General features: G+C 70.8%; 21 protein-coding genes. 13 read left to right on the top strand and 8 right to left on the bottom strand.

The genetic code is table 11. From position 1 onward, the window contains the following. Positions 1 to 19 precede the first annotated feature (19 nt). The 4 genes from EOE66_RS22385 (at position 20) to EOE66_RS17065 (ending at position 4,447) form a co-directional block, all read left to right on the top strand. Positions 20 to 1,417, top strand: coding sequence for a methyl-accepting chemotaxis protein (locus EOE66_RS22385; RefSeq protein WP_128229936.1), 1,398 nt, complete (start codon positions 20 to 22; stop codon positions 1,415 to 1,417). Positions 1,418 to 1,503: 86 nt separating this feature from the next. Further along, positions 1,504 to 2,070: a chemotaxis protein CheW gene (locus tag EOE66_RS17075; RefSeq protein ID WP_128229935.1), complete on the top strand. Its 567-nt coding sequence runs from the start codon at positions 1,504 to 1,506 to the stop codon at positions 2,068 to 2,070. Positions 2,071 to 2,116: 46 nt separating this feature from the next. Further along, a complete protein-coding gene (locus EOE66_RS17070) occupies positions 2,117 to 2,569 on the top strand; it encodes a cache domain-containing protein (protein WP_128229934.1) in 453 nt (150 codons plus the stop codon). A 24-nt stretch (positions 2,570 to 2,593) separates the two neighbouring features. Next, the gene (locus EOE66_RS17065) at positions 2,594 to 4,447 is read left to right on the top strand and encodes a methyl-accepting chemotaxis protein (RefSeq protein WP_128229933.1); all 1,854 of its coding nucleotides are present in this window, start codon (positions 2,594 to 2,596) and stop codon (positions 4,445 to 4,447) included. A gap of 25 nt (positions 4,448 to 4,472) precedes the next feature. Here the strand turns inward: EOE66_RS17065 and EOE66_RS17060 are convergent, their stop codons facing one another. Further along, positions 4,473 to 7,070 carry an ABC transporter permease gene (locus EOE66_RS17060; protein WP_128229932.1) on the bottom strand — a complete coding sequence of 866 codons (2,598 nt, stop codon included), beginning with the start codon at positions 7,068 to 7,070 and terminating at the stop codon, positions 4,473 to 4,475. Between the two features lie 115 nt (positions 7,071 to 7,185). Between EOE66_RS17060 and EOE66_RS17055 the strand changes: the two genes are divergently transcribed. Beyond that, positions 7,186 to 7,566, top strand: coding sequence for a hypothetical protein (locus EOE66_RS17055; protein WP_128229931.1), 381 nt, complete (start codon positions 7,186 to 7,188; stop codon positions 7,564 to 7,566). Positions 7,567 to 7,576: 10 nt separating this feature from the next. On the opposite strand, the gene EOE66_RS17050 is transcribed toward EOE66_RS17055, so the two are convergent. After that, entirely contained in the window at positions 7,577 to 8,629 is a 1,053-nt protein-coding gene (locus EOE66_RS17050; protein WP_128229930.1) for an adenosine deaminase, read from the bottom strand. Between the two features lie 113 nt (positions 8,630 to 8,742). Here EOE66_RS17050 and EOE66_RS17045 point away from each other — a divergent pair, with 113 nt between their 5' ends. Next, a complete protein-coding gene (locus EOE66_RS17045; protein ID WP_128229929.1) occupies positions 8,743 to 10,884 on the top strand; it encodes an ATP-binding protein in 2,142 nt (713 codons plus the stop codon). Between the two features lie 18 nt (positions 10,885 to 10,902). Here EOE66_RS17045 and lipA read toward each other — a convergent pair whose 3' ends face one another. Both lipA and lipB read right to left on the bottom strand, forming a co-directional pair. Next, positions 10,903 to 11,886: a lipoyl synthase gene (gene lipA, locus EOE66_RS17040; RefSeq protein WP_128229928.1), complete on the bottom strand. Its 984-nt coding sequence runs from the start codon at positions 11,884 to 11,886 to the stop codon at positions 10,903 to 10,905. 37 nt (positions 11,887 to 11,923) lie between these two features. Then, complete coding sequence (lipB, locus tag EOE66_RS17035; RefSeq protein ID WP_128229927.1) at positions 11,924 to 12,595, bottom strand: lipoyl(octanoyl) transferase LipB; 672 nt, start codon at positions 12,593 to 12,595, stop codon at positions 11,924 to 11,926. A gap of 210 nt (positions 12,596 to 12,805) precedes the next feature. Between lipB and EOE66_RS17030 the strand changes: the two genes are divergently transcribed. Then, positions 12,806 to 13,273 carry a hypothetical protein gene (locus EOE66_RS17030; RefSeq protein ID WP_128229926.1) on the top strand — a complete coding sequence of 156 codons (468 nt, stop codon included), beginning with the start codon at positions 12,806 to 12,808 and terminating at the stop codon, positions 13,271 to 13,273. A gap of 161 nt (positions 13,274 to 13,434) precedes the next feature. Further along, positions 13,435 to 14,019 carry a hemerythrin domain-containing protein gene (locus EOE66_RS17025; protein ID WP_128229925.1) on the top strand — a complete coding sequence of 195 codons (585 nt, stop codon included), beginning with the start codon at positions 13,435 to 13,437 and terminating at the stop codon, positions 14,017 to 14,019. A gap of 3 nt (positions 14,020 to 14,022) precedes the next feature. Here the strand turns inward: EOE66_RS17025 and EOE66_RS17020 are convergent, their stop codons facing one another. Beyond that, positions 14,023 to 14,871 (bottom strand): alpha/beta hydrolase family protein, encoded by an 849-nt coding sequence (locus EOE66_RS17020; protein WP_245479082.1) that lies wholly within the window; start codon positions 14,869 to 14,871, stop codon positions 14,023 to 14,025. A 137-nt stretch (positions 14,872 to 15,008) separates the two neighbouring features. Between EOE66_RS17020 and EOE66_RS17015 the strand changes: the two genes are divergently transcribed. Beyond that, positions 15,009 to 15,605 (top strand): TetR/AcrR family transcriptional regulator, encoded by a 597-nt coding sequence (locus EOE66_RS17015; protein ID WP_164885139.1) that lies wholly within the window; start codon positions 15,009 to 15,011, stop codon positions 15,603 to 15,605. Position 15,606: 1 nt separating this feature from the next. Here the strand turns inward: EOE66_RS17015 and EOE66_RS17010 are convergent, their stop codons facing one another. Both EOE66_RS17010 and EOE66_RS17005 read right to left on the bottom strand, forming a co-directional pair. Continuing rightward, positions 15,607 to 16,584, bottom strand: coding sequence for a BMP family lipoprotein (locus EOE66_RS17010; RefSeq protein ID WP_245479081.1), 978 nt, complete (start codon positions 16,582 to 16,584; stop codon positions 15,607 to 15,609). A 2-nt stretch (positions 16,585 to 16,586) separates the two neighbouring features. Beyond that, positions 16,587 to 18,848, bottom strand: a complete 2,262-nt coding sequence (locus EOE66_RS17005; protein ID WP_164885138.1) for a TonB-dependent receptor — start codon at positions 18,846 to 18,848, stop codon at positions 16,587 to 16,589. A 170-nt stretch (positions 18,849 to 19,018) separates the two neighbouring features. Here EOE66_RS17005 and EOE66_RS17000 point away from each other — a divergent pair, with 170 nt between their 5' ends. Beyond that, the gene (locus tag EOE66_RS17000) at positions 19,019 to 19,873 is read left to right on the top strand and encodes a phytanoyl-CoA dioxygenase family protein (RefSeq protein WP_128229922.1); all 855 of its coding nucleotides are present in this window, start codon (positions 19,019 to 19,021) and stop codon (positions 19,871 to 19,873) included. A gap of 25 nt (positions 19,874 to 19,898) precedes the next feature. Further along, on the top strand, positions 19,899 to 22,793 hold the full coding sequence (locus EOE66_RS16995; protein ID WP_128229921.1) for an ATP-binding protein: 2,895 nt from the start codon (positions 19,899 to 19,901) through the stop codon (positions 22,791 to 22,793). Here EOE66_RS16995 and EOE66_RS16990 read toward each other — a convergent pair whose 3' ends face one another. Next, positions 22,794 to 23,180, bottom strand: coding sequence for a hypothetical protein (locus EOE66_RS16990; RefSeq protein WP_128229920.1), 387 nt, complete (start codon positions 23,178 to 23,180; stop codon positions 22,794 to 22,796). A 207-nt stretch (positions 23,181 to 23,387) separates the two neighbouring features. On the opposite strand from EOE66_RS16990, the gene EOE66_RS16985 reads away from it, so the two are divergent. Continuing rightward, a complete protein-coding gene (locus EOE66_RS16985; protein ID WP_128229919.1) occupies positions 23,388 to 24,650 on the top strand; it encodes a GTP cyclohydrolase II in 1,263 nt (420 codons plus the stop codon). 19 nt (positions 24,651 to 24,669) lie between these two features. Then, positions 24,670 to 26,004: a URC4/urg3 family protein gene (locus EOE66_RS16980; RefSeq protein WP_245479080.1), complete on the top strand. Its 1,335-nt coding sequence runs from the start codon at positions 24,670 to 24,672 to the stop codon at positions 26,002 to 26,004. Positions 26,005 to 26,028: the final 24 nt, after the last annotated feature.

Genomic DNA, 26,028 nt, shown 5'->3' with positions numbered 1-26,028 from the left:
TGATGACCAAGGAACCCCCATGAGCGCCCTGAACGACAACGACAAGAGCATGCTGCTCGCCACCGCCGCACTGCTGGCGGCGGCGCTGGCCTACGGTGCGGCCAACGCCGGCGTGGGCCTTCCGCTGCTCGTGGGCGGGGGCTTGATGGCCGCCGCCATCGGGGTGGCACTCACGGGCCAGGGCGGCCGCTGGAGCCAGATCGGCCTGCCTGCGCTGGGCATGGCCATGGTGGCCCTGCTCATCCACGCCGCGCGCGGCCACGCCGAGGCGCACTTCGCGGTGTTCGCCTTTCTTGCCTGCACGGTGGTCTACCGCCACGCGCTGCCCGTCATCGTGGCCGCGGCCACCATCGCGGTGCACCACCTCAGCTTCAACTACTTCCAGCAATGGGGCTGGGGCCCGGTCTGCTTCACGGAGCCGGGTCTGGGCAAGGTGCTCGAGCACGCGGGCTACGTGGTGGCCGAATCGGTGCTGCTGGTGATGCTGGCGCTGCGCGCACGCCGCGACTTTGCAGCGGGCGAGTTGCTGGCCGGCATGGCCCAGCGGCTGGTGCGCGCCGACGGCAGCGTCGACTTCAGCGCCGTGCACGTGCAGACCGACAACGCGCAGGCGCAGAAGCTGGTGAGCGCGCTGCAGCAGATCGAGCGCTCGATTTCCGAGGTGCGGCTCAGCGCCGAGTCCATCGGCACCGCGGCGCAGGAGATCGCGGCCGGCAACAGCGACCTCAGCCAGCGCACCGAACAAGGCGCGGGCGCCCTTCAGCAGACCGCCAGCTCGATGGTGCAGATCAGCGCCACCGTGCGGCAGACCGCCGATTCGGCCCGCACCGCCGACCAGCTGGCGCAATCGGCCGCCACCGTCGCGCAGCGCGGGGGCCAGGTGGTGGCGCAGGTGGTCTCGACGATGGAAGACATCAACGCCAGCAGCCGCAAGATCAGCGACATCATCGGCACCATCGACGGCATCGCCTTCCAGACCAACATCCTGGCGCTGAACGCCGCCGTGGAAGCCGCACGTGCCGGTGAGCAGGGCCGCGGCTTCGCGGTGGTGGCTTCCGAGGTGCGCAGCCTCGCGCAGCGCAGCGCCGAGGCGGCACGCGAGATCAAGAGCCTGATCGGCGCCAGCGTCGACAAGGTGGAATCGGGCACGCGCCTGGTGGCCGACGCCGGCAGCACCATGACCGAGATCGTGGCCAGCGTGCAGCGTGTCAACGACATCATCAGCGAGATCAGCGCCGCCGCGGCCGAGCAGAGCAACGGCCTGGGCCAGGTCAACGGCGCCGTGGCCGATCTCGACCGCATGACGCAGCAGAACGCCGCGCTGGTGGAAGAGAGCGCCGCCGCGGCGGAGAGCCTCAAGGACCAGGCTGGCCGCCTGGGCGGCCTGGTGGCCACCTTCCGGCTGCGTGCCGCATAAATCACTGTTTCCGGCAGCGCCCAGCCTACAGGTCCGCTCGTAGCCACCGATAACCCAGTACAGCCCCCACACCCTTAGGAAGCACCATGGAGATGATCGCCGAAGCCAGCCACGTGGCACGCCACGAAGCCGAACGTGCCACCGCCTCGGCCGCCGTCAGCGCGGCGCTGGCCGGCCGCAACTCGCAGGGCGGCGAGTACCTCACGTTCCGCCTCGGCGCCGAGGAGTACGGCATCGACATCCTGCGCGTGCAGGAGATCCGCTCCTACGAACAACCCACACGCATCGCGAACTCGCCCTCCTTCATCAAGGGCGTGGTGAACCTGCGCGGTGTCATCGTGCCCATCATCGACCTGCGCCTGAAGCTGGGTTGCGACAGTGCCGAGTACAACACCTTCACCGTGGTGGTGGTGCTCAACGTGCGAGGCCGCGTGGTGGGCGCGGTGGTGGACTCGGTGTCGGACGTGCTGGAACTGAAGAAGGACGAGATCAAGCCGGCGCCCGAGCTCAGCTCCAGCATCGACGCCAGCTTCATCACGGGCATCGGCACCGTGAAGAACGGCAGCGGCGAGAAGGAAGTCGACCGCATGCTGATCCTGATGGACATCGAAGGCCTGATGAGCAGCGCCGACATGGGCCTCATCAACGACTGACGCGGCACCCCCTGCGCGCCCCTCACGAACCCCGGAGACCCTGAACATGCGCAAGATCCTTGCATGCACGCTGCTGGCCCTGTGCCTGGCCCCCGGCGGCGCCCACGCCAGCGATGCCACGAAGGCCGACGCCGTGGCGATGGTGAAGAAGGGCATCGCCTTCATCAAGGCGAACGGCACCGAGAAGGGCTACGCCGAGATCAGCAACAAGAAGGGCCAGTTCATCGACCGCGACCTCTATCTCGTGGTCTACGGCCTGGACGGCAAGTGCCTGGCGCACGGCGCCAACGAGAAGCAGATCGGGCGCGATCTCATCGACCTGACCGACATCGACGGCAAGTACTTCGTCAAGGAACGCGTGGCCATGGTGAAGGCCAAGCCCACGGGCGCGTGGCAGGAGTACAAGTTCACCAACCCGGTGAGCAAGAAGGTCGAGCCCAAGGTGATGTACTGCGAGAAGCTCGGCGAGACCGCCGTCTGCGGGGGCGTGTACCCCTGATCCTGTAGCCAGCGCGAGACCGACATGAAACTGGGTTCCAAGCTCCTTCTCGCGCCGCTGATCACCGCCGCTGTGGCGCTGGGCGCCGGTGGTCTTTACGTTGCCATCGACTGGCACCAGCGTGATGCGCTGCACCAGGCCAGCTTGGCCGACATCGACAACCTGAAGACCGTTGGCCACGCCACGGAGCAACTGTCGCAGGTGCGGGCGGATGTGTTCCGCACCCTGGCGCTGATCGCGTCGATGAGCGAGGACGAGGTCAAGGCCAAACGCACCGAGCTCGGCCAGCAGGTGACTGGCGTGCAGCGGGTCATCGAGGCCATGCCCGCCAATGACGGCAGCGACGCCACGCTGACCGAGAGCGTCAAGGCCGCAGCACCACTGCTGCAGCAGTATTTAAAGCAGACCGACAAGGCCATCGACCTCAGCGGGGTCGACCCCAACATCGGCATCGGCGCCATGCGCGCGGCAGAGAACACCTACGCCGAACTCGGCAAGGTCATGCAGACCCTGGTGGCACGCAACGAGACCTTGCAAGAGGCTAGAGGCGAAGCTGCGCGCGCCGCCAACCTGCGGCTCACGATCGGCCTGGGCCTGCTGATGCTTTTGGCCACCGGCGGCGCACTCTTTGCCGCGTGGAAGCTGCAACGCCGCGTGGTCGCTGAGCTCTCAGGCGCCGTGCGCCTCAGCGAGAGCGTGGCGGCCGGCCGGCTGGACACCCGCATGCACAGCGATGCCCAGGACGAGATCGGCGATCTCGTGCGCAGCCTGGGGCAGATGGTGGACAAGCTGCGCGGCTCGCTGCTGACCGTGCGCACCGCCACCGACCACATCGGCACCGCCGCCCGCGAGATTGCGAGCGGCAACACCGACCTCAGCCACCGCACCGAACAGGCCGCCAGCCGCGTGCAGCAGAGCGCCAGCTCGATGGAGCAACTCACCGGCACCGTGCGCCAGACGGCCGACGCCGCACGCACCGCCAACCAGCTGGCCGGCTCGGCCAGCACGGTGGCGCAGCGCGGCGGCGAGGTGGTCTCACAGGTCGTGGCCACGATGGAAGACATCAACGCCAGCAGCCGCAAGATCAGCGACATCATCGGCACCATCGACGGCATCGCCTTCCAGACCAACATCCTGGCGCTGAACGCCGCGGTGGAAGCCGCACGCGCCGGTGAGCAGGGCCGCGGATTCGCGGTGGTGGCTTCCGAGGTGCGCAGCCTCGCCCAGCGCAGCGCCGAGGCGGCCAAGGAGATCAAGAGCCTGATCGGCGCCAGCGTCGACAAGGTGGAATCGGGCACGCGCCTGGTGGCCGACGCCGGCAGCACCATGACCGAGATCGTGGCCAGCGTGCAGCGCGTGACCGACATCATTGGCGAGATCAGCGCCGCCACCAACGAGCAGAGCGGCGGCCTGGGCCAGATCAACGGCGCGGTGGCCGATCTCGACCGCATGACGCAGCAGAACGCTGCGCTGGTGGAGGAAAGTGCCGCCGCCGCGGAGAGCCTGCGCGAGCAGGCGCAGAAACTGGCGGCGGTGGTCGGGGGCTTCGCGCTGGGCAACGGTTCGGAGCCGGCCTCCGCAGCCCCGGCCTTGGCTGCTTCGGCGGCACCGGCAGCCCCCGCTGCCCCTGCGGTGAGGTCCCCCGCCGTGCAAGCGGCCGCGACCGCCCCCGCAGCAGCGCCAGCCCCCGCGGCCCCCGCTGCACTGGCGCGTGCGGTGGTGAAGCAGGCCCAGGCGAAAAGCGCCGCGCTGCAGACCGCTGCCCCCCTCGCCCCGGCCGCCGTCAAGGCAGCGCCCAAGGCGCCCGCTGCGGCACCGGCCCCGGCACCCGCGTCGCGCGCCGACACCGCTCACGACGGCGACTGGGAAACCTTCTGAGCCGGCCCCGGCAGGCCGGGCCCGTTCACACCGCGCCAGCGCGGCGCAAGGTTTCCAGCACCGGCCGGCGCAGCACTTCGCGCAAGCCCCACCAGCCAGCCATCAGGGCCAGCACTGCGCCCGCGGCAGTGCCGATCAAGGGCACCCAGGGCGAGGGCGTCCAGGCGAACTGGAAGGCGAATTTCGCCAGTGCCCAGCCCAGCACCATCGCCACCAGCGAGGCCAGCAGCCCGGCCAGCGCACCCACCCCCAGCAGTTCGGTGCGCTGCACCTGCGCCAGCAGGCGCCCGCCGGCCCCCATCGCCCGCATGATGGCGAACTCGCGCGAGCGCGCCTCGCGCGTGGCCGAGATGGCCGAGAACAGCACCACCAGGCCCGCCACCAGCGTGAAGCCGAAGAGAAACTCCACCGCGCGCACCACCTGGTCGAGCACGCGCTGCACCTGCGCGATGCTGGCCGAGACATCGACGTTGGTGATGTTCGGGAAATCGCGGCTCAGGCGGCTGTCGAAGTTGGGGCCGGCGGGTGCCGAGGCCGGCGCCGCGGGAGCCGCCGCGGCCGGCGCGCGGAAGGCGCTGATGTAGGTCAGCGGCACGTCGTCCATGCGGCCCTGCGGGAACATCACGAAGAAGTTGACCCGCATCGAACCCCAGTCGACCTTGCGCAGGCTGGTGATGCGGCCCTCGCGGAACTGGCCGGCGATGTCGAAGCGCAGCGTGTCGCCCAGCTTCAGGCCCAGCTGCTGCGCCAGGCCCTCCTCCACGCTCAGGCCGCCGGCTTCGTCGGGCACCCAGCGGCCGGCCACCACGGCATTGCCGGCCGGCGCCTGCGCGCTGTGGCTCAGGTTGAACTCGCGCTCCACCAGGCGCGCAGCGCGTTCGTCGGCGTAGTCGTCGGCCTTGGTCGGCTTGCCGTTGATGGCCACCAGCCGGCCGCGGATCATCGGGTACCAGTCGTAGTTCTTCACGCCCGCGCCGTCCAGCGTGCCGCGGAAGGCCTCGGCCTGGTCGGGTTGGATGTTGATGACGAAGCGGTTGGGCGCGTCGGGCGGTGTGGCCTGGCGCCAGCTGGCGATCAGGTCGGTGCGCAGCAGCACCAGCAGCATCAGCGCCAGCAGGCCCACGGCCAGGGCCGAGACCTGCAGCACCGCAAAGGCCGGCCGCGCCGCGATCTGCCGCGTGGCCAGCACCAGCCAGCGCGGTGCGCGGCTCTCGGGCACCGAGCGCTTGAGCAACAGCACCGCGCCCCAGGACATCACCGCGAACAGACCGATGGCCAGCGCGAAGCCGCCCACCGCGATGGCGCCGAGCTTGAGGTCGGACGACACCGCCATCAGCAGCGCGACGAAACCCAAGGCGCCCGCGGCCAGCACGCCGGCCGACGAGGCATTGAGCGAACCCACGTCGCGGCGGATCACGCGCAGCGGCGGCACCTGGGCCAGCTGCAGCACCGGCGGCAGGCCGAAGCCCAGCAGCAGCGTCATGCCCACGCCCAGCCCGAAGAGCGCCGGCCCGAGGCCCGGCGGCGGCAGCGCGGCCGAGACCAGGCCGGCCAGCAGCCAGACGAAGACGTTGTGCACCAGCAGCCCGATGAGCACGCCGGCCACGCTGGCCAGCAGCCCGACGAAGGCGAACTCCAGCGTGTAGGCGGTGGCGATGCGGCGCTGGCTCAGGCCCAGCACGCGCAGCATGGCGCAGTCGTCCAGGTGGCGCGAGGCGAAATCGCGCGCGGCGATGCCCACGGCCACCGCGGCCAGCAACGCGGCCAGCAGCGCCACGAGGTTGAGGAACTTCTCGGCGCGGTCCAGCGTCTGCTGCATCTCGGGGCGGCCGCTGTCGATGCTCTCCACACGCAGGCCGCGCAGCGTCTGCGCCTGGATCTGCTGCTCCACCCAGGCCACGTACTCGCGCACCACGGCTTCGCCGCGCGCGCCGGCCATCGCGGGCGGTGCGGCCACCGCCAGGCGGTAGTTCAGGCGGCTGGCCGGCTGGACCAGGCCGGTGGCGGCGAGGTCGGCCTCGGCCAGCATCACGCGCGGCGAGAAGCTCGTGAAGCCGGCGCCGCGGTCGGGCTCCACCACGATCAGGCGCGCCACGGTCAGGGCCGAATCGCCCAGCAGCAGCTTGTCACCCACCTCGATCTGCAGCGCGTCCAGCAGGCTGGCGTCCACCCACACCGTGCCGGGCGCGGGCGCGGCGGCCACGGTCTGCACGGCGGCGCTGGGGCTGTCCTTCAGCTGCAGCTTGCCGCGCAGCGGGTAGGCCGGGCTCACGGCCTTCACGGCCACCAGGCGCGTGGCGCCGCCGCGTTCGTCGGGCGCGCGCGCCATGCTCGGGAAGACGACGCTGGGCGCCACCTGCAGGCCCATCTGCTGCGCCTTGGCCACCAGCGCCGGCGGCGTGGCGCGGTCGCTGCCCACCACGGCATCGCCCCCCAGCAGCTGGCGCGCGTCGCGCTGCAGGCCGTTGCTCAGGCGGTCGGCGAAGAAGCCCACCGCCGTGAGGGCAGCCACCGCCAGCGTCACGGCGACGGCCAGCAGGCGCAACTCGCCGGCGCGGAAGTCGCGCAGGGTCTGGCGCCAGGCCAGCGCGGCGGCCGAGGGGGGTCTCAGGGTTTGTTCCATGCCGACACGGTAGCCGAAAGGCCACGGCCCCGTCCGTCATCGGTGCACCGACACCCGGCAAGGCCAAGGCGCGCTGCGCTAGGCTGCGGGTTTTCCAGTCCACTCTCCGCCTGCCATGCACATCGCCATCTGGCTGCTTGCCGCCTTCGTCCTTGCGCTGTGGTCGCTGCTGGCCTGGGCGGTGGGCGCGCTGCTGGGCCTGGACCCAAGCTGGGTCACCGACATCGGCACATTGGCCGGTCAGGTGCCTTTCGGCGCGCTGATCGAGGCCTGGATCCCGGGTTGGCAGGCGCTGCTGACCGCCACGCTGGAGTTCACGCGCACCGCTCTAGGCTGGCTGGGCGGCTTCAGCCAGGTGCTGGTGTGGGTGCTGTGGGCCGTGGGCGCGGTGGTGATCGTGCTCTGCGCCGGGCTGCTGAGCCTGCTGGTGGCGGTGGTCCGCCGCAACATGCCCAAGCCTCCCAGCTCGCCGCCCAACACGCCCGCGGCGGCCTGATCAGGCCACCTCAGGCCTCGGCGAACACCGCGTCCAGCGCTGCGACCCAGCGCTGCTTCGTTTCGGCCGGCACGAAGCTGGCTTGGAAGCTGTTGCGCGCCAGCGTGTAGGCGTGGTCGCGGCCCAGCTGCGGCAGCGCCGCGAAGGTCTCGACGAAGTTCTGGTTGATGTAGCCGCCGAAGTAGGCCGGGTCGTCGCTGTTGACGGTGGCGCACAGGCCGGCTGCCAGCAGTGCGGGCAGTTGGTGCTCGGCCATCGTGCGGTAGACGCAGAGCTTGACGTTGGACAGCGGGCACACCGTCAGAGGCATGCGCAGCGCGGCCAGGCGCTGCACGAGCGCCGGGCTTTCCACGCAGCGCACGCCGTGGTCGATGCGCTCGACCTTCAACACGTCCAGCGCGCTCTCGATGTAGGCCGGCGGGCCTTCTTCGCCGGCATGCGCCACCACATGCAGGCCGAGTTCGCGGCAGCGCGCAAACACGCGTGCGAACTTCTCCGGCGGGTGACCGCGCTCGCTGCTGTCCAGGCCCACGCCGGTGAAGTGCTGGCGGTAGGGCAGCGCAGCTTCCAGGGTCTCGAAGGCGGCCTCTTCGCTGAGGTGCCGAAGGAAGCACAGGATCAGCGCGCTGCTCACGCCCAGCTCGCGCTGCGCGCGTTCGCAGGCACTCACGAGGCCTTGCACCACGGTGCCCATCGCCACGCCGCGTTCGGTGTGGGTCTGCGGGTCGAAGAAGAGTTCGGCATGCACCACGTGGTCGGCCGCAGCGCGCTGGAAGTAGGCCCAGGCCATGTCGTGGAAGTCTTGTTCGTGCAGCAGCACGCTGGCGCCGGCGTAGTAGATGTCGAGAAAGCTCTGCAGGTCGGTGAAGGCGTAGGCCGCACGCAGCGCCTCCACGTTGGCATAGGGCAAGGCCACACCGTTGCGCTGCGCCAGCGCGAAGATCAGCTCGGGCTCCAGCGAACCTTCGATGTGGATGTGCAGCTCGGCCTTGGGCATGCGGCACAGCAGGGCCTGCAGCGCGGGGTCGAGGGTGGCGTGAACGGCGGCGGCGGGCGTGGTCATGGCAGGGCTCTCAGAAAGCGGGCGGCGCGCGGCCGCAAGGTCCTGAAGATACCCTGCCCTTTCGCCCGCCCCCAAAGCCTGCGTCGGCGCCGGCTGCGGTACAACGCGGCCCGATGTCCTCGCCTTCCAGTTCCCCACCGCCCTCCGCCGCGCAGCCGGCCAGCCCGCCACCCTCGCACCGGCAGACCACGCTGCTCGGCCTGCTGCTGCTGGGGCTGGTGCTCCTGTTCGCCTGGCAGTCGTGGCGTGCCGATCGCGAAGACCAGCTGCAGAACCTGCGCACCGTGGCCGAACTGGCCGAGCGCGGCACCGACCGCTACTTCCAGCAGCAGCAACGCTCGCTCAGCGAACTGGCGCTGCTGCTGATGCAGGGCGGGCGCCTGGCCGAGCCGGCCCAGTTGCACGAACGCCTGCGGGCCTACAAGGAGCGGCATGACGAGTTGCAGGGCGTGCACCTGCTGGCGCTCGACGGCAGCTACCTCGGCAGTTCCACCACACCCGACGTGACGCAGTTGCCGAGCGTGCAGAGCCAGCGCAACTTCCCGCAGATCGTGGCGAGCCTGCGGCCCGGGCAGCCGATGGAACTGGCGCGGCCCTTGCGCGGCCCGGTGAGCCAGCGCTGGATCCTGCCCCTGCGCCTGGTGGTGCGCGACAACCAGGGCCAGCCCTTGGCCTTTCTCGTTGCAGCGGCGCCCGTGGAACTGGTGCAGACCTTCTGGAGCGACGCCCCGGTGGTGCGCGACGCCGCGCTGGCGCTGTTGCGCGATGACGGCTACCTCATCAACCGCTACCCCCTGCCCGAAGGTGTGAGCGACGACGAGGCCTATGGCGCACCGCGCACCGGTGCGCTCGTCGAGCACCTGCGCGCCCAAGGCTTTCCGCGGCGCGGGACGGTGGAAGGCCGCAGTTCCCTGGCCGGCCAGGACAACGCCACCGTCTACGTGCGCCTGGGCAGCTTCCCGGTGACCATGCTGGTGACGATGCCCCACCAGCGCATGCTGCTGAACTGGTGGGACCGCGCCGCCGGCCCGCTGCTGCTGATGGCCACGCTGGCCGCACTGGGCCTGCTGATCTTCCACCACCTGCGCCAGCGCGAGCACGAGTGGGGCCACGAGCGCGAGATGACCGAGCGGCGCCTGCGCGAGAGCGAGGCGCTGCTGCAGCGCACCGGGCAGGTGGCGCGCATCGGGGGCTGGCGCATCGATGCGAGCGCCCGCAGCGTCACGGCTTCGGCCGGGCTCTTCCGCATCCTGGAGATCGGCGAGGACGAAGCGCTGGACATCACCCGGGTCCTTGGATTCTTCCCCGAGCAGGCGCGGGCCGAGGTGGCGGCGGCGCTGGAACGCTCGCTGGCCGACGGCAGCAGCATCGACATGGAGCTGCCCTTCGTCAGCGCCAGCGGGCGGCCTCTGTGGGTGCGACTGGTGGGCGAAGGCGAGTTCGAGGCAGGGGTGCCGGTGCGCCTGGTGGGCGCGCTGCAGGACGTGTCGGAGTACCGCCAGCGCCGCGTGGAACTGCAGCAGGAACAGGCGCTGCGCCAGCGGGCCGAGCAGCAGGCCCGCGAGCTCGACGAGTTGCTCGCCGAACGCGGCGAGATGCTGGACGTGCTGGCGCACGAGGTGCGCCAGCCGCTGAACAACGCCTCGGCCGCGATGCAGAGCGCCAGCGCGGCGCTGAAGGAGGTGGGCAACGTGGCGGTGGCTTCACGCCTGGCACGGGCGCACGCGGTGATGAGCCAGGTCACCGGCAGCATCGACAACACGCTGGCCGTGGCCACGCAGCTTGCGCGGCCCGGGCCCATACGCCGCGAAGACACCGACATCGACATGCTGCTGGCCACCGCCATCACCGACGTGCCGGTGGAGCAACGGGGCCGCGTGAGCATTGAACGCCAGACCGCCACGCGCACCGTGCTGGCCGACATGAGCCTGGCCCGGCTGGCGCTGCGCAACCTGCTCGTCAACGCCCTGCGCCACGGGCCGGGCAGCACGCCAGTGACGGTGCGGGTGTCGGACTCCGACGAACCGCTGGCGCTGATGATCGACGTGGTGGACCGCGGCCCGGGCATAGAGCCGGGCATGGAAGCGCGGCTCTTCGAGCGCGGCAGCCGCGGCAGTGGCAGCGCCGGCCACGGCCTGGGCCTCTTCATCGTGCGCCGCGTGATGGAGCAGCACGGTGGCAACGTGCTGCTGCTGCAGAACCGGCCCGGCGAGGTGGTGTTCCGCCTCGTGCTGGAGCAGGCCGCCGGCGACTGACGGCCTGCGCACCGGGCCTCAGGCGGTGGCGGTCACGCCGGCGGCGTGGGCCTGCTGGTCGGCGTGGTAGCTGCTGCGCACCATCGCACCGACGGCGGCGTGCGTGAAGCCCATCTTCTGCGCCTCGGCTTCGAACATCTTGAAGGTGTCGGGGTGCACGTAGCGCCGCACCGGCAGGTGGTGGCCGCTGGGCGCGAGGTACTGCCCGATGGTGAGCATGTCGATGTCGTGCGCGCGCATGTCGCGCATGGTCTGCAGGATCTCCTCGTCGGTCTCGCCCAGGCCCACCATCAGGCCGCTCTTGGTGGGCACGCCCGGCACCTGCTGCTTGAACTTCTTCAGCAGGTTCAGGCTGAACTGGTAGTCGGAGCCCGGCCGCGCTTCCTTGTACAGGCGCGGGATGGTCTCGAGGTTGTGGTTCATCACGTCGGGCGGGGCCTCGCGCAGGATGGACAGCGCGCGGTCGTCTCGGCCGCGGAAATCGGGCACCAGCACCTCGATCTGCGTGGCCGGGCTGAGCGCGCGCGTCTGGCGGATGCACTCGACGAAATGGCCGGCGCCGCCGTCGCGCAGGTCGTCGCGGTCGACGCTGGTGATGACCACGTACTTCAGCTTCAGCGCCGCGATGGTCTTGGCCAGGTTCAGCGGCTCGTCCACATCCAGCGGGTCGGGGCGGCCGTGGCCCACATCGCAGAAGGGGCAGCGGCGCGTGCACTTGTCGCCCATGATCATGAACGTGGCCGTGCCCTTGCCGAAGCACTCGCCGATGTTCGGGCAGCTGGCTTCCTCGCACACGGTGTGCAGCTTGTGCTCGCGCAGGATCTGCTTGATCTCGTAGAAGCGCGTGCTGGGGCTGCCGGCCTTGACGCGGATCCACTCGGGCTTCTTCAGTACCTCGGCAGGCACCACCTTGATGGGAATGCGCGAGGTCTTGGCCTGCGACTTCTGCTTGGCGCTGGGGTCGTAGGCGGGGGCCGCAGGGGGCGTCAAAGGGGTGCTCATGCCGCCAATTTTAGCGGCGGGGGTCCGGCGCGAGCCTTCAAGGCTGCGGCTGCAGCCGGCGCGCCAGTTGCTCGGCGAGCAGCACAGCCATGTCGTCCCAGGACGCGGCCACGCCAAGCGCGCGCAGGTCCACCGTGCGCAAGCCTGCGTAGCCGCAGGGGTTGATGCGGTCGAAGGGTTCGAGGTCCATGGCCACGTTCAGCGCCACGCCGTGGTAACTGCGGTGCTGGCTCACCTTGATGCCCAGCGCCGCGATCTTGCCCAGGCCCCGGAAGGGATCCAGGCTCTCGGTGTGCAGCTGCGCGTGGCTGTGCGGGTCGGCCAGGCGCACATAGATCCCGGGCGCGCCGCGCACGCGGTGGCCGACCACGCCGGCGCCGGCCCACAGCGTCTCGATCACGGCCTCTTCGAGGCGGAAGACGTATTCCTTGACGTAGATGCCGATGCGGCGCAGGTCCAGCAGCGGATAAGCCACCACCTGCCCCGGGCCGTGGTACGTCACCTGGCCGCCGCGGTCGGTGCGCACCACCGGGATGCCGCCCGCCGCCAGGACGTGGTCATCGCGGCCGGCCAGGCCCTGCGTGAACACCGGGTCATGCTCCACGAGCCAGAGCTCGTCTTCGGTCTCGGCGCCGCGCGCGGCGGTGAAGGTGCGCATCGCGGCTTCGGTCTCGGCATAGGGGCGGCGGCCCAGTTTCAGCATGCGCATGGCTGCAATTCTGACGTGGAGCAGCCGGGCAAGCGGCGTACGTCGCGCGAGCCGCCTTTTCATTATTCCTGTTACCGAAACGTTGCGTTCGCAGACTGCTGGTTTGTCTTCCTAGGGTAAGTATCTACAGTTCATTCCCAAGGACGACCCCGGTACTGCATCCACCGAAGCCGGTCCCACAACCCTTTCGGATGCTTTCAAGGAATGATCATGCGCAAGCTCCAATACTTCGTGTACCCCGCCGTCGCCGCCTTCGCCCTCGCTTCGGCCACCCTCGCTCACGCCGCCGGTGAAGGCGCTGACTTCGACTTCGTCAGCAGCGGCCAGACGCACGCGCTGCCCGCCGCCCTCAGCGGGAAGGCCGCTCCGGCCCCCACCGTGGCCGCCGACGCCACCCGCCCTGCCGGCGTGAAGCTGCTCAAGCCCGTGATCATCCGTGGCGAGCGCCTGCCCGCGGTGGACACCGCCAGCAACGACTACAACCCCGCCGCGCAAGCCCGGTCGCTGCGCACCCGCGCCGAAGTGATGGCCGAAGTGCGCGCCGGCAACCGCAACACGCCCTTCCTGCCCAACGTGGGCGGCGAGCCGGTCGGCCCCTTCTTCTACGCCAGCCTGGTGGAAGCCGAAGCCGTCAAGCCGGTGGTGGTGGCCGAGCGCCGCGTCGGCAGCAAGCAGTAAACGTTCAGCTGTCCGCGCCTTCGGGCGCAGTCCGCCCCGCCCGGCCCTGGTGCCGCGCGGGGCGTTTTCTTGTGTGGCTTCCGTGCGCAGGCTTGACCTGGCGCAAGGGCCTCGGGCCCGCATCGGCGGAGAGTCATGGCGAACTTCCGAAGGAGCCCGCAATGAAACTCGCACAGGGCCAGCCGGCCTGCACGAGCCCCAACAACCAGCCTGACACCTGCTGCGCAGCGGCACGGCCGCCGCGCACCAGCCGCGCCCGCCGTGCCGCCCGCGAAGGCTTCGACTTGCTCGACGAAACCCATCGCGCCGCCCGCGCGATGCTCGGCCAGCTGAACCGCCTGGTGGCCCACCTGGACGAGCAGGGCCTGGACGTGGCGGCCGAAGCCCTGGCCCAGGGCGTGCTGGATTTCTTCGACGGCCCGGGCAAGCGCCACCATGCCGACGAAGAGCGCCTGGTCTTTCCGGAGCTTGACGCGCTGGAAAACGCCGAACTCGACGCCCTGGTGCGCCGCCTGCGCCAGGACCACCACTGGATCGAACTCGACTGGCGCGAGCTCGGGCCCCACGTGCGCGCCGTGGCCGAAGGCTTCAACGGCTACGAACTGCCGTTGCTGCAGGCCGCGGTGCCGGTCTTCGAAGCGCTCTACCTCGACCACATGGCGCTGGAAGAGGCCGTGGTCTACCCCGCTGCGCAACGCGCCCGCGCGCAGCGGGCCGCGGGCGAACTGGCCGCGAGCTGCAGCTGACCCTCAGCCGGGCGGCTGCAGGCGCAGGCCCTGCCCCTGCAGCCAGCCCAGCATGCGCGGCCAGAGCACCGCGCCCACCTGCGGGCGGAAGTAGCCCATGTGGCCGATCTCGCGCAGGCCTTCGGCGCGGGGATCGATGTCGATGGCCTGCACGGGCGCGTTGCGGTAGCCGGCGAAGAAGGCATCGCGCGAGCGCGGCAGCGCCCACCAGTCGTCCAGCGCATTGGCCGCCGCAATCGGCAGGGTGACGTCACCGAAGCCGCGCACCAGCTCGCCAGCCTCGGGGTCGTCGAAGAAGTAGCGCGGGTAGCCGCACCAGCGTTTCCATTGCCGGTAGACGCTGGCAGGCAGGTCTTCGCCGATGCCCATCATCTTGAGGGGCTGGTAGCCGAGCAGCCGCGTGGCCACCGGGCCCACCACATGCCAGAGCAACTGCACCTTCAGGCGTTCGCCGCGCGGCATCCAGCCGTGCCAGCCGGCGCCGCCGGCCACCACGTAGGCGGCACGCACGGCGTCGCGCTGCGCCGGCGGCAGCAGGCCCAGCGCGTGGCCGCCATAGCTGTGCCCCACCCAGTAAACCGGCCCGCGCGCAGCGGCATGGGCCACGGCAGCGGCGAGGTCCTGCCGCGCCCAGTCGGCGTAATCGGGCGCGTAGCCGCGCAGGCGCGCCGGGCGCGAGCCGCCGATGCCGCGGTAGTCCAGCGTCAGCACGTTCACGCCGCGGGCTTGCGTGTGCTCGGCGAAGCGGCGGTAGAAGCCGCGCGGCACGGCCGTGGCACCGCCCAGCACCAGCCAATCCGGCCCCGTTGCGGGGTAGACGGTGGCGGCCAGGCGCGTGCCGTCGGCGGTCACCAGAGGCAGGTCCTGGCCACCCGTTGTCACAGGCCCAGGAGACGGAGCGAAGACGGAATTCATGCCGCCATGCTAGCTCTGTGTAGACCGGTCTGTCTAGTCCGATACCCAGATGGGCAAGGCCTATCATTCCCCGTGTGAGCCCCAGCCGCCGCAGCACCGCCCCGGAAACCGACACGCGCACGCGCATCCTGCGCGCGGCGCTGCGGCTGTTCCGCCGGCACGGTTACCACGGCGTGGGCATCAACGACATCCTGGCCGAGGCGCAGGCGCCCAAGGGCTCGATGTACCACCACTTCCCGGGCGGCAAGGAAGAGATCGCCGCCGCCGTGGTGGGCCTGATCACCGAGGGCCTGCTGGAGGTGGTGGCTGCGCAGGAGGCCACGCTCCCGCCGCAGCAACTGGTGGCGCGCGTGGGCACGCTGCTCGGTGAGACGGTGGTGCGCACGCGGCACGAGCTGTGCGCGCTGTTCGCCGCCTTCGTGGCCGAGAAGAGTTCGTCGCCGCGCCTGGGTGAAGCCGTGGCCGCGGCTTATGCCGCCATCGCCGGCACGCTGGAAGCGCGCCTGGCCGGCGCCGGCTTCACGCCCGCGCAAGCGCGTGACCGCGCGCTGCTGGTGGTGATGCTGCTCGAAGGCGGCAGCCTGCTGGCCGCCGCGCGCGGCGACCTGGCGCCCTTCACGCTGGCGGTGAAGCAGGCCGCGGCGCTGTGCGCGCGCGAGCCCGCGCGCTGACTCAGCGGCAGGTCTTCGCCACCGTCCAGTCGATCACGGGCAGCCGGCCGGCCACGATGTCGGCCTTGGCGGCCTCCACCCGGGCGCGCATGGCAGGCGTCACCAGCTTGGCGTTGTGCTCGTCGAAGGCGAGGTCCAGCCCGCCTTCCTTCAGCCCCAGCGTCGTCACGCCCGGCTGCACGCCCTGGAAGGCCTGGAACACCGCCACGTCGGTGCGCTTGAGCATGGACGTGAGCATGCGGCCCGGGTGCAGGCCGTTCTGGTTGCTGTCGACGCCGATGCCCAGCAGGCCCAGGTCGGCCGCGGCCTGCAGCACGCCCAGGCCGGTGGTGCCGGCGGCGGCGAAGATGACGTCGGCGCCCTGGGCGGCCTGCGTGCGCGTGAGCTCGGCGCCGCGTGCGGGGTCGGTCCAGGCGGCGTTGGTGGTGCCCGTCATGGCCCACAGCACCTGCGCCTTGGGGTTGGCGTAACGCGCGCCCTGCTCGTAGCCGCACAGCACCTTGCGCACGAGCGGGATGTCCTGCCCGCCCACGAAACCCAGCTTGCCTGTCTTGCTGGCCAACGCGCCCAGCAGGCCCACCAGAAAGGCGCCCTCGTGCTCGCGGTAGACGAAGCTCTGCACGTTGGGCAGCGCCACCACGCTGTCGACGATGGCAAAACGCGTGTTCGGAAACTCGCGCGCCACCGCCTCGATGCTGCTGGCCTGGGGGAAGCCGACACCCACGATGGGGTTGGCCCCGCGCTGCGCGAAGCGCCGCGCGGCCTGCTCGCGCTGCGCGGCGTTGGCGATCTCGAACTCGAGGTAGGGCTTGCCGCTCTGCTTCTTCCATCGCTCGGCGCCTTCCCAGGCGGCCTGGCCGAAGCTCTTGTCGTTCTTGCCGCCCAGCTCGAAGATGAGCGCCGGCTGGGCCTGGGCCCAGGTCGCAAGACCTAGGGCCGAGGCTGCCAGCCAGGCGCTGAAGCGCTTGCGCGCAGTCACCTTCAGAAGTTCGCCTTGAACGACACGCCGAAGGTGCGGGGCTCGTTGATGAAGCCCGTGAGGTTGTTGAAGTCGATGCCCCCCACCACGCGGATCTGGTTGGTGAGGTTGCGCACGAAGGCCGTGGCTTCGTACTTGCCGGCGCCGAAGCTGTAGCCGGCGCGCAGGCCCACTTCGGTGAGCGCCTTGCCCGTGAACTCGCGGCTCTCGTACAGGAAGAAGTTGATCTTGCTGCGGTAGGCCACGTCGGTGAGCACGAAGAAGTCGCCACCGGCCACGGGCATGGTGTAGCGCGCGGTGAAGTTCAGCGTGGTCTCGGGCGCCTGCGGCAGCGGGTTGCCGTCGATCAGGGCCAGCGTGGTGCCGTTGCGCACCACGGTCGGGTCAGTCACCGTGCAACCACCGCCGCAGGGCGCCACGGCGAGGCCGCCGTCACGGATCTTGGTCTTGTTGTAGCTGCCGCCCATGGTGAGCATCAGGTTGTCGGTGACGAGCGCCTGCAGGTCGAGCTCGAAGCCCTGGCCGGTGCTCTTGGCCGCGTTGATCAGCTGGTTGAAGTTGGCGGCACCACCCACGGCCGTGAGTTGCTGGTCCTTCAAGGTGTAGCTGAACACGCTGAAGGCGGCACGGGCGCGCTTGTTGAACAGGTCGGCCTTCACGCCGGCTTCGTAGCTCGTGACCTTCTCGCTCTTGGCCACCGACAGCGTGTCGCCAAAGAGCAGGCGGCCCTGGATGGAAGGCGCGCGGAAACCCGTGGCCACGCGGGCGTAGACGTTGGTGTCCTTGTCCAGCGCGTAGGTGGCGCTGAAGTCGCCGCTGGTGTTGGTGGCGCTGGTACTGGCGGTGCGGCGGCCGATGAAGGTGGGGCTGAAGGGCGGCGCCTGGATGCGGTCGGCGAAGAAGTCCTTCTCGTCCTTGGTGTAGCGCAGGCCGCCGCGCAGCTTGAGCTGCGGGCTCACGTCGAGGTTCACGCTGCCGAAGATGGCGTAGGCCTTGTTGTCCTGGTCCTGCGTGGCGTAGCCGTTCTGCACGTTGCCGCCGATGCTGCTGTAGTTGAAGCTGTCGATCTTCAGCTGCTCGTCGAAGTAGTACACGCCCGCCAGCCACTGCAGCGCGCCCTTGCCGGTGCTCTCCACGCGCACTTCCTGGGTGAACTGCTTGTGCTTGGGCAGGCCGTCGGCGCTTTCGGCGTCGAAGGGGATGAAGCCCGGGCCGAAGTTGCCCGCACCCAGGAAGCCGGCGCCGAAGCCGCCGTCGATGTCACCGCGGCTGAGCGAATCCACCGTCTCGTAGCCAGTGATGCTGTTCAGCGCCATGCCGTTGCCCAGGTCCCAGCGCACGCGCAGGCTGCCGCCGGTGTTGCTGACCTTCTGGCTATTGATGCCATCCTGGAAGACCTTGGTCTCGTCGAAGCCCGGGGCCAGGTTGTTGGTGCCGGGCTGGATGATGTTGGCGCGAAAGACGCGGGCGCTGCCCTTCAGGTCGCGCGTGTGCACGTTCAGCAGCGCGCTGAAATCCTTGTTCGGGCTGAACAGCATCTGCAGACGGGCGGCGTTGTCGTTGTAGCCCTCCAGCTCGCGGGTGGGGCCGCGCGAGTTGCCGTTGCTGACCCAGTCGTCACGGTTCTGCGATTGCGCGGCCACGCGCAACGCCAGCGTGGGCGACAGCGGCACGTTCACCGCGCCTTCGAAGTTCAGTGCGCTGTAGCGGCCGATGCTGGCCAGCGCATAGCCCTCGAAGGCCTTGGTGGAGGGCTTGGCGCTCTCGAACTTCACCACGCCGGCCGGGCTGTTGCGGCCGAAGAGCGTGCCCTGGGGGCCGCGCAGCACCTCGATGCGCTCCATGTCGAAGATGGGGAAGCCCTTGAGGATGGGGTTCTCCTGCACGACATCGTCGTACACCAGGCTCACGGGCTGGCTGGCGTTGAGGTCGAAGTCGGTGTTGCCGATGCCGCGGATGTAGAAGCGCGGGAAGGCGCGGCCGAAGCTGCTTTCGATGTTCAGGCTGGGCACGCGGGCGGCCAGCAGGCGGATGTCTTGCCCGCCGCTGTTCAGCACTTCAAGAATCTCGCCCTGCAGCGCGCTCACCGAGCTGGGCACGTCGCGGATGTTCTCCAGGCGGCGTTCGGCGGTGACGGTGATGGTCTGCAGCTGGCCGGCGGGCGCGGGCGCCGCGGTCTGCGCCTGGCTGCCGGTGCTCAGCAGGGCCAGCGCGGCGGCAGCCAAGGCATGGGGCATGGGACGGAAGGGGCGGTTCGCAGGCATGGGGCGGGCTCCGGAGGATGAGAAAACCAAGTGTCGGGGGCGCGGTGCAGGGCCTTCGGAGGCCCCAAGCGCCGGTAGCATCCGATGATGCCGTTGCACCCTGCGGAACTTGGTGAAAACCAGAACGACGGTGCGCCTGCGAGCCCCCAATCGACGCCTGCACGCAACACATGCTGAACCCCACCGACCTGGCCACCTGGCAGCAAGAAGGCTGCCTGGTGCTGCCCGGCTTCAAGAGCGCGGCCGAGGTGGCCGCCGTCTGCCAGCGTGCCCGCGAGCTGGTGGACGCCTTCACCCCCAGCGCCCAGACCAGCCGTTTCTCCACCCGCGACCGCAGCCAGGTGGCCGACGCCGCGTTGCTGGCCAGCGCCGAGGCGGTGCACTGCTTCTTCGAGGAAGAGGCGCTCGATGCCGAAGGCCGGCTGCGCGTGCCCAAGGACCGCAGCATCAACAAGATCGGCCACGCGCTGCACGACCTCGACCCCGTCTTCCAGGCCTTCTCGCACGGTCCGGCACTGGCCGAGCTGGGGCGCGATCTGGGCCTGCTGCAGCCGCAGGTGTGGCAGAGCCAGGTGATCTTCAAGCAGCCGCACATCGGCGGCGAGGTCGGATGGCACCAGGACGCCAGCTTCTTCGTCACCACGCCGCAGACGGTGACGACCTTCTGGTTCGCGCTGGAAGACGCCACGCTGGACAACGGCTGCCTGTGGGTGATGCCCGGCGGCCACCAAGGCCGCCACGGCGTGCTGCGCGAGCAGTACGTGTGCGACCACGCCACCGGCACGCTGCGCATGCAGCCGCTGAACGCCACACCCTGGCCCACCACGGCCGAGGCGCGCGCGCTGCCGGTGGAAGCCGGCACGCTCATCGTCTTCCACGGTCTGCTGCCGCACTACAGCGCCCCCAACCGCAGCGCCAAGAGCCGGCTGGCCTACACGCTGCACGTCACCGACGCCAGCGCCACCTACGCGCCCGAGAACTGGCTGCAGCGCAGCGCGCGGCTGCCGGTCGGCGGGCTGGCCTGAAGCCGCAGCAGACAGCCCCAATTCCATGAGCACCCTGCCCGCCCTGCTGCTCACCGACCTGGTGGACAGCGCCGCGCTCACCCAGCAGATGGGCGACGAGGCCTACGCCCAGCTCTCGGCCCGCCACGACCGCCTGGCGCGCGACCTGCTGCGCCAGTGGCACGGGCAGGAGATCGACAAGACCGACGGCTTCCTGTTCATCTTCCAGCAGCCGGCCGATGCGTTGGGCTACGCGCTGGCCTACCACCGCGCGCTGGCCACGCTGCCGGTGCCCATGAAGGCCCGCGCCGGCCTGCACGTGGGCCAGGTGGTGATGCGCGAGGCCACGCCCGAAGACGTGGCCCTGGGTGCCAAGCCGGTGGAGGTGGACGGCGTCAGCAAGCCCATCGCCGCGCGCGTGATGTCCACGGCCCTGGGCGGGCAGACGCTGCTCACGCAAGCCGCCATCGACGCCATCGGCCCCACGACGCACCGCGTGGTGTCGCACGGGCACTGGCAGGTCAAGGGCCTGCCCGTGCCCATCGAGCTCTTCGAGGTGGGCGAGCCTGACGCGCCCTTCACGCCGCCGCCCGATTCGGTGAAGGTCTGGCGCGTGGTGCGCCACGGCGACAAGAACGCAGGGCTCTGGCTGCCGCTGCGCGAGCTGCCGCACAGCCTGCCGGCCGAGCGCGACGCCTTCGTCGGCCGCCGCCGCACGCTGCAAGACCTGGCGCAGCGCTTCGATGCCGGGGCGCGGCTGGTCTCGCTGCTGGGCATCGGCGGTGGCGGCAAAACGCGCGTGGCCACGCGCTACGGCTGGGCCTGGATGGGCGAGTACCCCGGCGGCGTGTGGTTCTGCGATCTGGCGCCCGCACGCAGCATCGAAGGCATCGCCAGCGCCGTGGCGCAAGGCCTGCAGGTGCCGCTGGGGCCGGAAGACCCGGTGGTGCAGCTGGGCCACGCCATCGCCGGGCGCGGCACCTGCCTCGTCATCCTCGACAACTTCGAGCACCTGGCGCGCCATGCCGAGGCCACGCTGGGCCGCTGGCTCGACCGCGCGATGGACGCGCGTTTCCTCGTCACCACGCGCGAGGTGCTGGGCATCCCGGGCGAAGAGACGCTGGCGCTGGCGCCGATGCAGGGCGACGACGCGCAGGCGCTTTTCATGCGCCGCGCCGAGGCTGCAAGGCGCGACTTCAAGCCCGGCCCCGACGACGCCGAGGCCATCGCCACCTTGGTGGGGCTGCTCGACGGCCTGCCGCTGGCCATCGAGCTGGCCGCTGCGCGCACGCGCACGCTGGCCCCGCGTGCGCTGCTGGCGCGCATGAGCGAGCGATTCAAGCTGCTGGCCAGCAGCGGCGGCCGGCTCGACCGCCAGGCCACGCTGCGCGCCACCTTCGACTGGAGCTGGGGCCTGCTGCCCACGGCCGAGAAGTCGGCGCTGGCGCAGCTGTCGGTCTTCGAGGGCGGCTTCACGCTGGAAGCGGCCGAGGCGGTGATCGACCTCTCGGCCCTGGAAGACCCGCCATGGACGCTGGACGTGCTGCAGGCCTTGGTGGACAAGAGCTTCGTGCGCACGCTGGGGCAAGAGCGCTACGACCTGCTGGGCAGCGTGCAGGCCTACGCCGCAGAGCATCTGGGCACCGAGGGCCGCTACACCGGCAGCGGGCCGGCGGCGCGGCTGGCGGCCGAGGGGCGACACGGCGCGTGGTTCGCCGGGCTGGACAACGCGGCGGCCAGCGCCGGGCGCGGCATCGAGCTCGACAACCTCGTGGTGGCCTGCCGCCGCGCGGTGGCGCGGGCTGACACCCACCAGGCGGCCGGCGCGCTGGAAGGCGGCTGGGCGGCGCTGAACCTGCGCGGCCCCTTCAAGGCCGGCGCCGACCTGGCCGAACTGGTGCTGGGCATGCCTGGATTGGAGGGCCGCGAAGCGGCGCGGGCGCATGCGGTCTCGGGCATGGCGCTGGAAGCAGCCGGGCAGCGGCAGGCGGCGTTGGCGCGGTATGCGCGTGCCACCGAGCTGGCGGTGGCGGCCGGCGATCGGGGCTGCCAGGCGATGGTGGCCATCCGCAGGGCTGCGCTGCTGGCCCGCGCCGGGCAGGTGGACACGGCCCGGCTCGACCTGCAACAGGCCCTGCAGCTGGCACAGGAAGATGGCGACAAGGCCCTGAAGTGCGCAGCCCTGAACGTGCTGGGCGTGCTGGCCTTCGAGGGCGGCGCAGCGGCGGAGGCGCGCGCGCACTACAGCGCCGCGCTGAGCCTGGCGCGAGCGTGTGGCGAAAGGCGAGTGGAGGGCGCCGTGCTCGGCAACCTCGGCAACCTCGAGGCCACGGCCGGCCAGACGCAAGCTGCGCGCGCGCACGCAGAGGCCGCGCTGGAGGTGCTGCGCGAACTCGGCGACCGCACACGCGAGGCGATGACGCTCGTCAACCTGGGCATGCTGCGCTTCTTCTCGGGCGATGTCGGCGACGCCGCCAACGTGCTGCAGCGGGGCCTGGTGGCAGCCCGCGAGCTGGGCCACCGGCGGCTGGAGTGCATCGCGCTGGGCAACCTGGGTCTCGTGCTCGATGGCGCCGGCCGGCACGCGGAAGCGGTGGAACGTTACGACGCGGCACTGGCCTTGGCCGGCCAGTTGGGGGACCGGCGGACCGAAGGGCAGTTCATGGGGCACCGCGCAGTTGCCCTCGCGCGCAGCGACCGCTTTGCCGAAGCCCAGGCCTGCATTGAGCAGGCCACGAGCCTGTTGCAACCTCAAGGTGACCCGATCAGCCTGGGCTTGCTGGCGGTGCAACGCGCCGAAGTCGCCTGGCGCGCCGGCCGGCACGCAGAGGTGCAGCCCGCGATGGACAACGCGCTGGCCCTGGCCGCTGCAGCCGAGGCCGGCCCGGAGTCCGAGCTCGGCAAAGCCATCGCCCGCTTGCGCGAAACGGTGGCAGGCTGATCAGTCGAGCGAGATGTAGACATTCGGCTGCGGCATCGCCGTCAGTCGTCCGTCCTCGCCCCGCAGCGCGATGCTGTAGTCGTAGCGGCCCCTCGAGGCGCCGCTGGACACACAGCGGATCGCCTGCCCTTCGGCGAAGGTGCTGCAGCTGAAAGGTGCGCTGCTGTCGCTGAAGCGGATGCTGCTCGACGCAAAGCGCCAGCCTTCGGTGCCGATCTGCCAGGTCACCACCGTCTGCGAGCCCGACAGCGTGTAGCCCTCGGCCGAGAGGCGCAGCGCGCCGTCGACCACCTCCACCACGATGGGCGGCGCCATCGAGCGTGTGCTCTGCGCAGGTGCCATCAGGTGGGCGCCCAGCAGCAGGGCGGCAAGCAGGGTGTGCTTCATTCGGGTTCCCCTCGGAGCTTCTGGCTCTGGTCTTGGTCGGTGCGGCGTCGGTCGTCCGCGTGGCCTTGATTCTCGGGAAACCAAAGGTAAGTGTCACGCACAAGCTCATCCCGAGGGCGGATGTGTCGTTCTGGCGTATCTTCCGCCTCTTTCCCGCCACTTCTCCGCCACCGACCCTGCGGCAGCACCCGCTGCGGCCACCGCCCCATGGACAGCCCCACCCCCCCGGCGGCCACCCGCCACATCCGCCTGACCTCGCACCCCGGCCAGGGCACCGACAGCGCGCCCGCGCTGCGCTGGGGCGCGGCCGATCCGCACGAGCGCGGCCCCGTCGTCGGCAGCACCGGCAACCGCAGCCAGCGCAACGTGATCGGCACGCACAGCGGCAGCTATGGCGTCTACCGCGCGCTGGCCGTGGCCGCGGGCAACCTCACCAAGGGCCACCGCGCCGACCTCACCAACACCGCGCCCACCGACGCCGTGGGCCCCTACCCGGTGTGGGGCGACGCGCACAAGATGGTGAGCATCGACCCCTGGGGCGCCAGCGTGCAGACGGTGTATGCCGATTACCTGGAGCGCGGCTACGACATCCGCCCCACCATCGCGGTGACCAAGGCCCACATCCACCTGCCCGAGATCAAGCAGGCCCTGGCCTTCCAGCGCCTGCAGGTGGACGGCAAGATCCTGCTGGAAGACGCCAGCGCCACCGTCACCAAGATCGCCGTGGAGCCGGTGTGGTGGCTGCCCGGCGTGGCCGAGCGCTTCAAGGTGAGCGAAGCCGACCTGCGCCGCGCGCTGTTCGAAGAGACGGGCGGCATGTACCCCGAACTCGTCACGCGCAGCGACCTGGAGGTGTTCCTGCCGCCCATCGGCGGGCAGACGCTGTATGTCTTCGGCGACGTGCGCGACCTGGCCAACCCGAACGTCACGCTCACCGCGCGCGTGCACGACGAGTGCAACGGCAGCGACGTCTTCGGCAGCGACATCTGCACCTGCAGGCCCTACCTCACGCACGCCATCGAAGAGTGCATCCGCGGCGCGCAGGCCGGCGGCGTGGGCCTCATCGCCTACAGCCGCAAGGAAGGCCGCGCCCTGGGCGAGGTGACGAAGTTCCTCGTCTACAACGCGCGCAAGCGACAGGTCGGCGGCGACCGCGCCGACAAGTACTTCCTGCGCACCGAGTGCGTGGCCGGCGTGCAGGACATGCGCTTCCAGGAACTGATGCCCGACGTGCTGCACTGGCTGGGCATCACCAAGATCCACCGCCTGGTGAGCATGAGCAACGACAAGTTCGACGCCATCACCGGCAGCGGCATCGAGGTGGGCGAGCGCGTGAAGATCCCTGACGAACTGATCCCGGCCGATGCCAAGGTGGAGATCGAGGCCAAGGTGGCCGCCGGTTACTTCACCGACGGCCGGGTGCCGACCGCCGACGACCTGGCCCAGGTGAAGGGGCGCGGCCTTGAGTGAACAACGTGAAAGCCGCCCCGTGCCCGAGACCCGTGAATCCACCGCCGCCGAACGCCGCGCCCTGCTGAGCACCGCGCCCGACGCGCGCCACCCGCTGGCCGCGCTGCGCGACCCCGGCACCATCCGCGCGCGCTGCGCGGCGGTGCTGCGCTCGGTGGAGGCCGATGTCAGCGAGCATTTCCGCCTCGACCGCGGCCGCCTGCCGGCCGTGGCCGAGCGTGTGGCGGCGCTGACGCTGAAGCGTTTTCCAGACCTGGTGATCCCGTACCACAGCCGCTGGCGCCACTTCGAGGCCGGCGGCGCCGACCGCAAGGCCGCGCTGGACGAGCGCCTGGCCCCGCGCGGTGCGCTGGCCACAGCGCGCGCGCACTTCGACCTGACGGTGGTGAGCGTGCTGCTGGACGCCGGCGCCGGCCCCACCTGGCGCTACACGGAAGCCGGCACGGGGCAGGTGCTGCAGCGATCCGAAGGCCTGGGCGTGGCCAGCTTCCACGCCTTCATGAACGGCATCTTTTCCGGCACGGCCGAAGACCCGCAGCGCGTGGACGCCGCGGCGCTGCAGCGCCTGGACGCCAGCGGCCTGCGCGCCGTGTTCCAGAGCAGCCCCTCCAACCCCGTGGTGGGCCTGGAAGGCCGCGCCGGCCTGCTGCAGCGCCTGGGCGCGGCGCTGCAGGACGAGGCCACGCGCGGCGGCGGTGAAGCCCGCCCGGCCTTGCTGTTCGACCGCCTCACGGCCGGCGGCACGCGCACCAGCGTGAGCGCCGCCGAGGTGCTGGGCGAGGTGCTGCGCGTGCTGGGCCCCATCTGGACCAGCGGCAGCCGCGTGCAGGGCCTGCTGGCCGGCGACGTGTGGCCGCACCGCTGGGCCGGCGACGCCACGGGCGATGGCGCCGGCTCGGGCACGGGCGCCCTGGGCCCGCGCAAGGACCCCACCACCGGCGGCTGGGTGCCCTTCCACAAGCTGAGCCAGTGGCTGAGCTACTCGCTGCTGGAGCCGCTGCAGTGGGCCGGCGTCACCGTCACCGGCCTGGACGCGCTGACCGGCCTGCCCGAGTACCGCAACGGCGGCCTGCTGCTCGACGCCGGCGTGCTGGTACCACGCGACCCGCGCGCCTTGAACAAGCCTTGGAAGCCGCAGGATGACTTCATCATCGAATGGCGCGCCTTGACGGTGGCGCTGCTCGACGAGGTGGCCGTGCTCGTGCGCGAACGCCTGGGCAAGACCGCCCAAGAGTTGCCGCTGGCCTGCGTGCTGGAAGGCGGCACCTGGGCCGCCGGCCGCGAGATCGCGAAAGAGCTGCGCCCCGACGGCGCACCGCCGCTGAAGATCGAGAGCGACGGCACCATTTTCTGACCCTGCCGTGGCACGCCACTTGCC

It is taken from the genome of Rubrivivax rivuli (assembly GCF_004016505.1).
Taxonomy (GTDB): domain Bacteria; phylum Pseudomonadota; class Gammaproteobacteria; order Burkholderiales; family Burkholderiaceae_C; genus Rubrivivax; species Rubrivivax rivuli.
This window is presented reverse-complemented; position numbering and strand designations above follow the sequence as displayed.

Coding starts and splice junctions, on each gene's coding strand:
- EOE66_RS17070 (WP_128229934.1), top strand. CDS start 2,117: ATGCGCAAGATCCTTGCATGCACGCTGCTGGCCCTGTGCCTGGCCCCC.
- EOE66_RS17055 (WP_128229931.1), top strand. CDS start 7,186: ATGCACATCGCCATCTGGCTGCTTGCCGCCTTCGTCCTTGCGCTGTGG.
- EOE66_RS16985 (WP_128229919.1), top strand. CDS start 23,388: ATGGACAGCCCCACCCCCCCGGCGGCCACCCGCCACATCCGCCTGACC.
- EOE66_RS17005 (WP_164885138.1), bottom strand. CDS start 18,848: ATGCCTGCGAACCGCCCCTTCCGTCCCATGCCCCATGCCTTGGCTGCC.
- EOE66_RS16995 (WP_128229921.1), top strand. CDS start 19,899: ATGAGCACCCTGCCCGCCCTGCTGCTCACCGACCTGGTGGACAGCGCC.
- EOE66_RS17025 (WP_128229925.1), top strand. CDS start 13,435: ATGAAACTCGCACAGGGCCAGCCGGCCTGCACGAGCCCCAACAACCAG.
- EOE66_RS17050 (WP_128229930.1), bottom strand. CDS start 8,629: ATGACCACGCCCGCCGCCGCCGTTCACGCCACCCTCGACCCCGCGCTG.
- lipA (WP_128229928.1), bottom strand. CDS start 11,886: ATGAGCACCCCTTTGACGCCCCCTGCGGCCCCCGCCTACGACCCCAGC.
- EOE66_RS17075 (WP_128229935.1), top strand. CDS start 1,504: ATGGAGATGATCGCCGAAGCCAGCCACGTGGCACGCCACGAAGCCGAA.
- EOE66_RS16990 (WP_128229920.1), bottom strand. CDS start 23,180: ATGAAGCACACCCTGCTTGCCGCCCTGCTGCTGGGCGCCCACCTGATG.
- EOE66_RS17000 (WP_128229922.1), top strand. CDS start 19,019: ATGCTGAACCCCACCGACCTGGCCACCTGGCAGCAAGAAGGCTGCCTG.
- EOE66_RS17030 (WP_128229926.1), top strand. CDS start 12,806: ATGCGCAAGCTCCAATACTTCGTGTACCCCGCCGTCGCCGCCTTCGCC.
- lipB (WP_128229927.1), bottom strand. CDS start 12,595: ATGCGCATGCTGAAACTGGGCCGCCGCCCCTATGCCGAGACCGAAGCC.
- EOE66_RS17045 (WP_128229929.1), top strand. CDS start 8,743: ATGTCCTCGCCTTCCAGTTCCCCACCGCCCTCCGCCGCGCAGCCGGCC.
- EOE66_RS22385 (WP_128229936.1), top strand. CDS start 20: ATGAGCGCCCTGAACGACAACGACAAGAGCATGCTGCTCGCCACCGCC.
- EOE66_RS17065 (WP_128229933.1), top strand. CDS start 2,594: ATGAAACTGGGTTCCAAGCTCCTTCTCGCGCCGCTGATCACCGCCGCT.
- EOE66_RS17060 (WP_128229932.1), bottom strand. CDS start 7,070: ATGGAACAAACCCTGAGACCCCCCTCGGCCGCCGCGCTGGCCTGGCGC.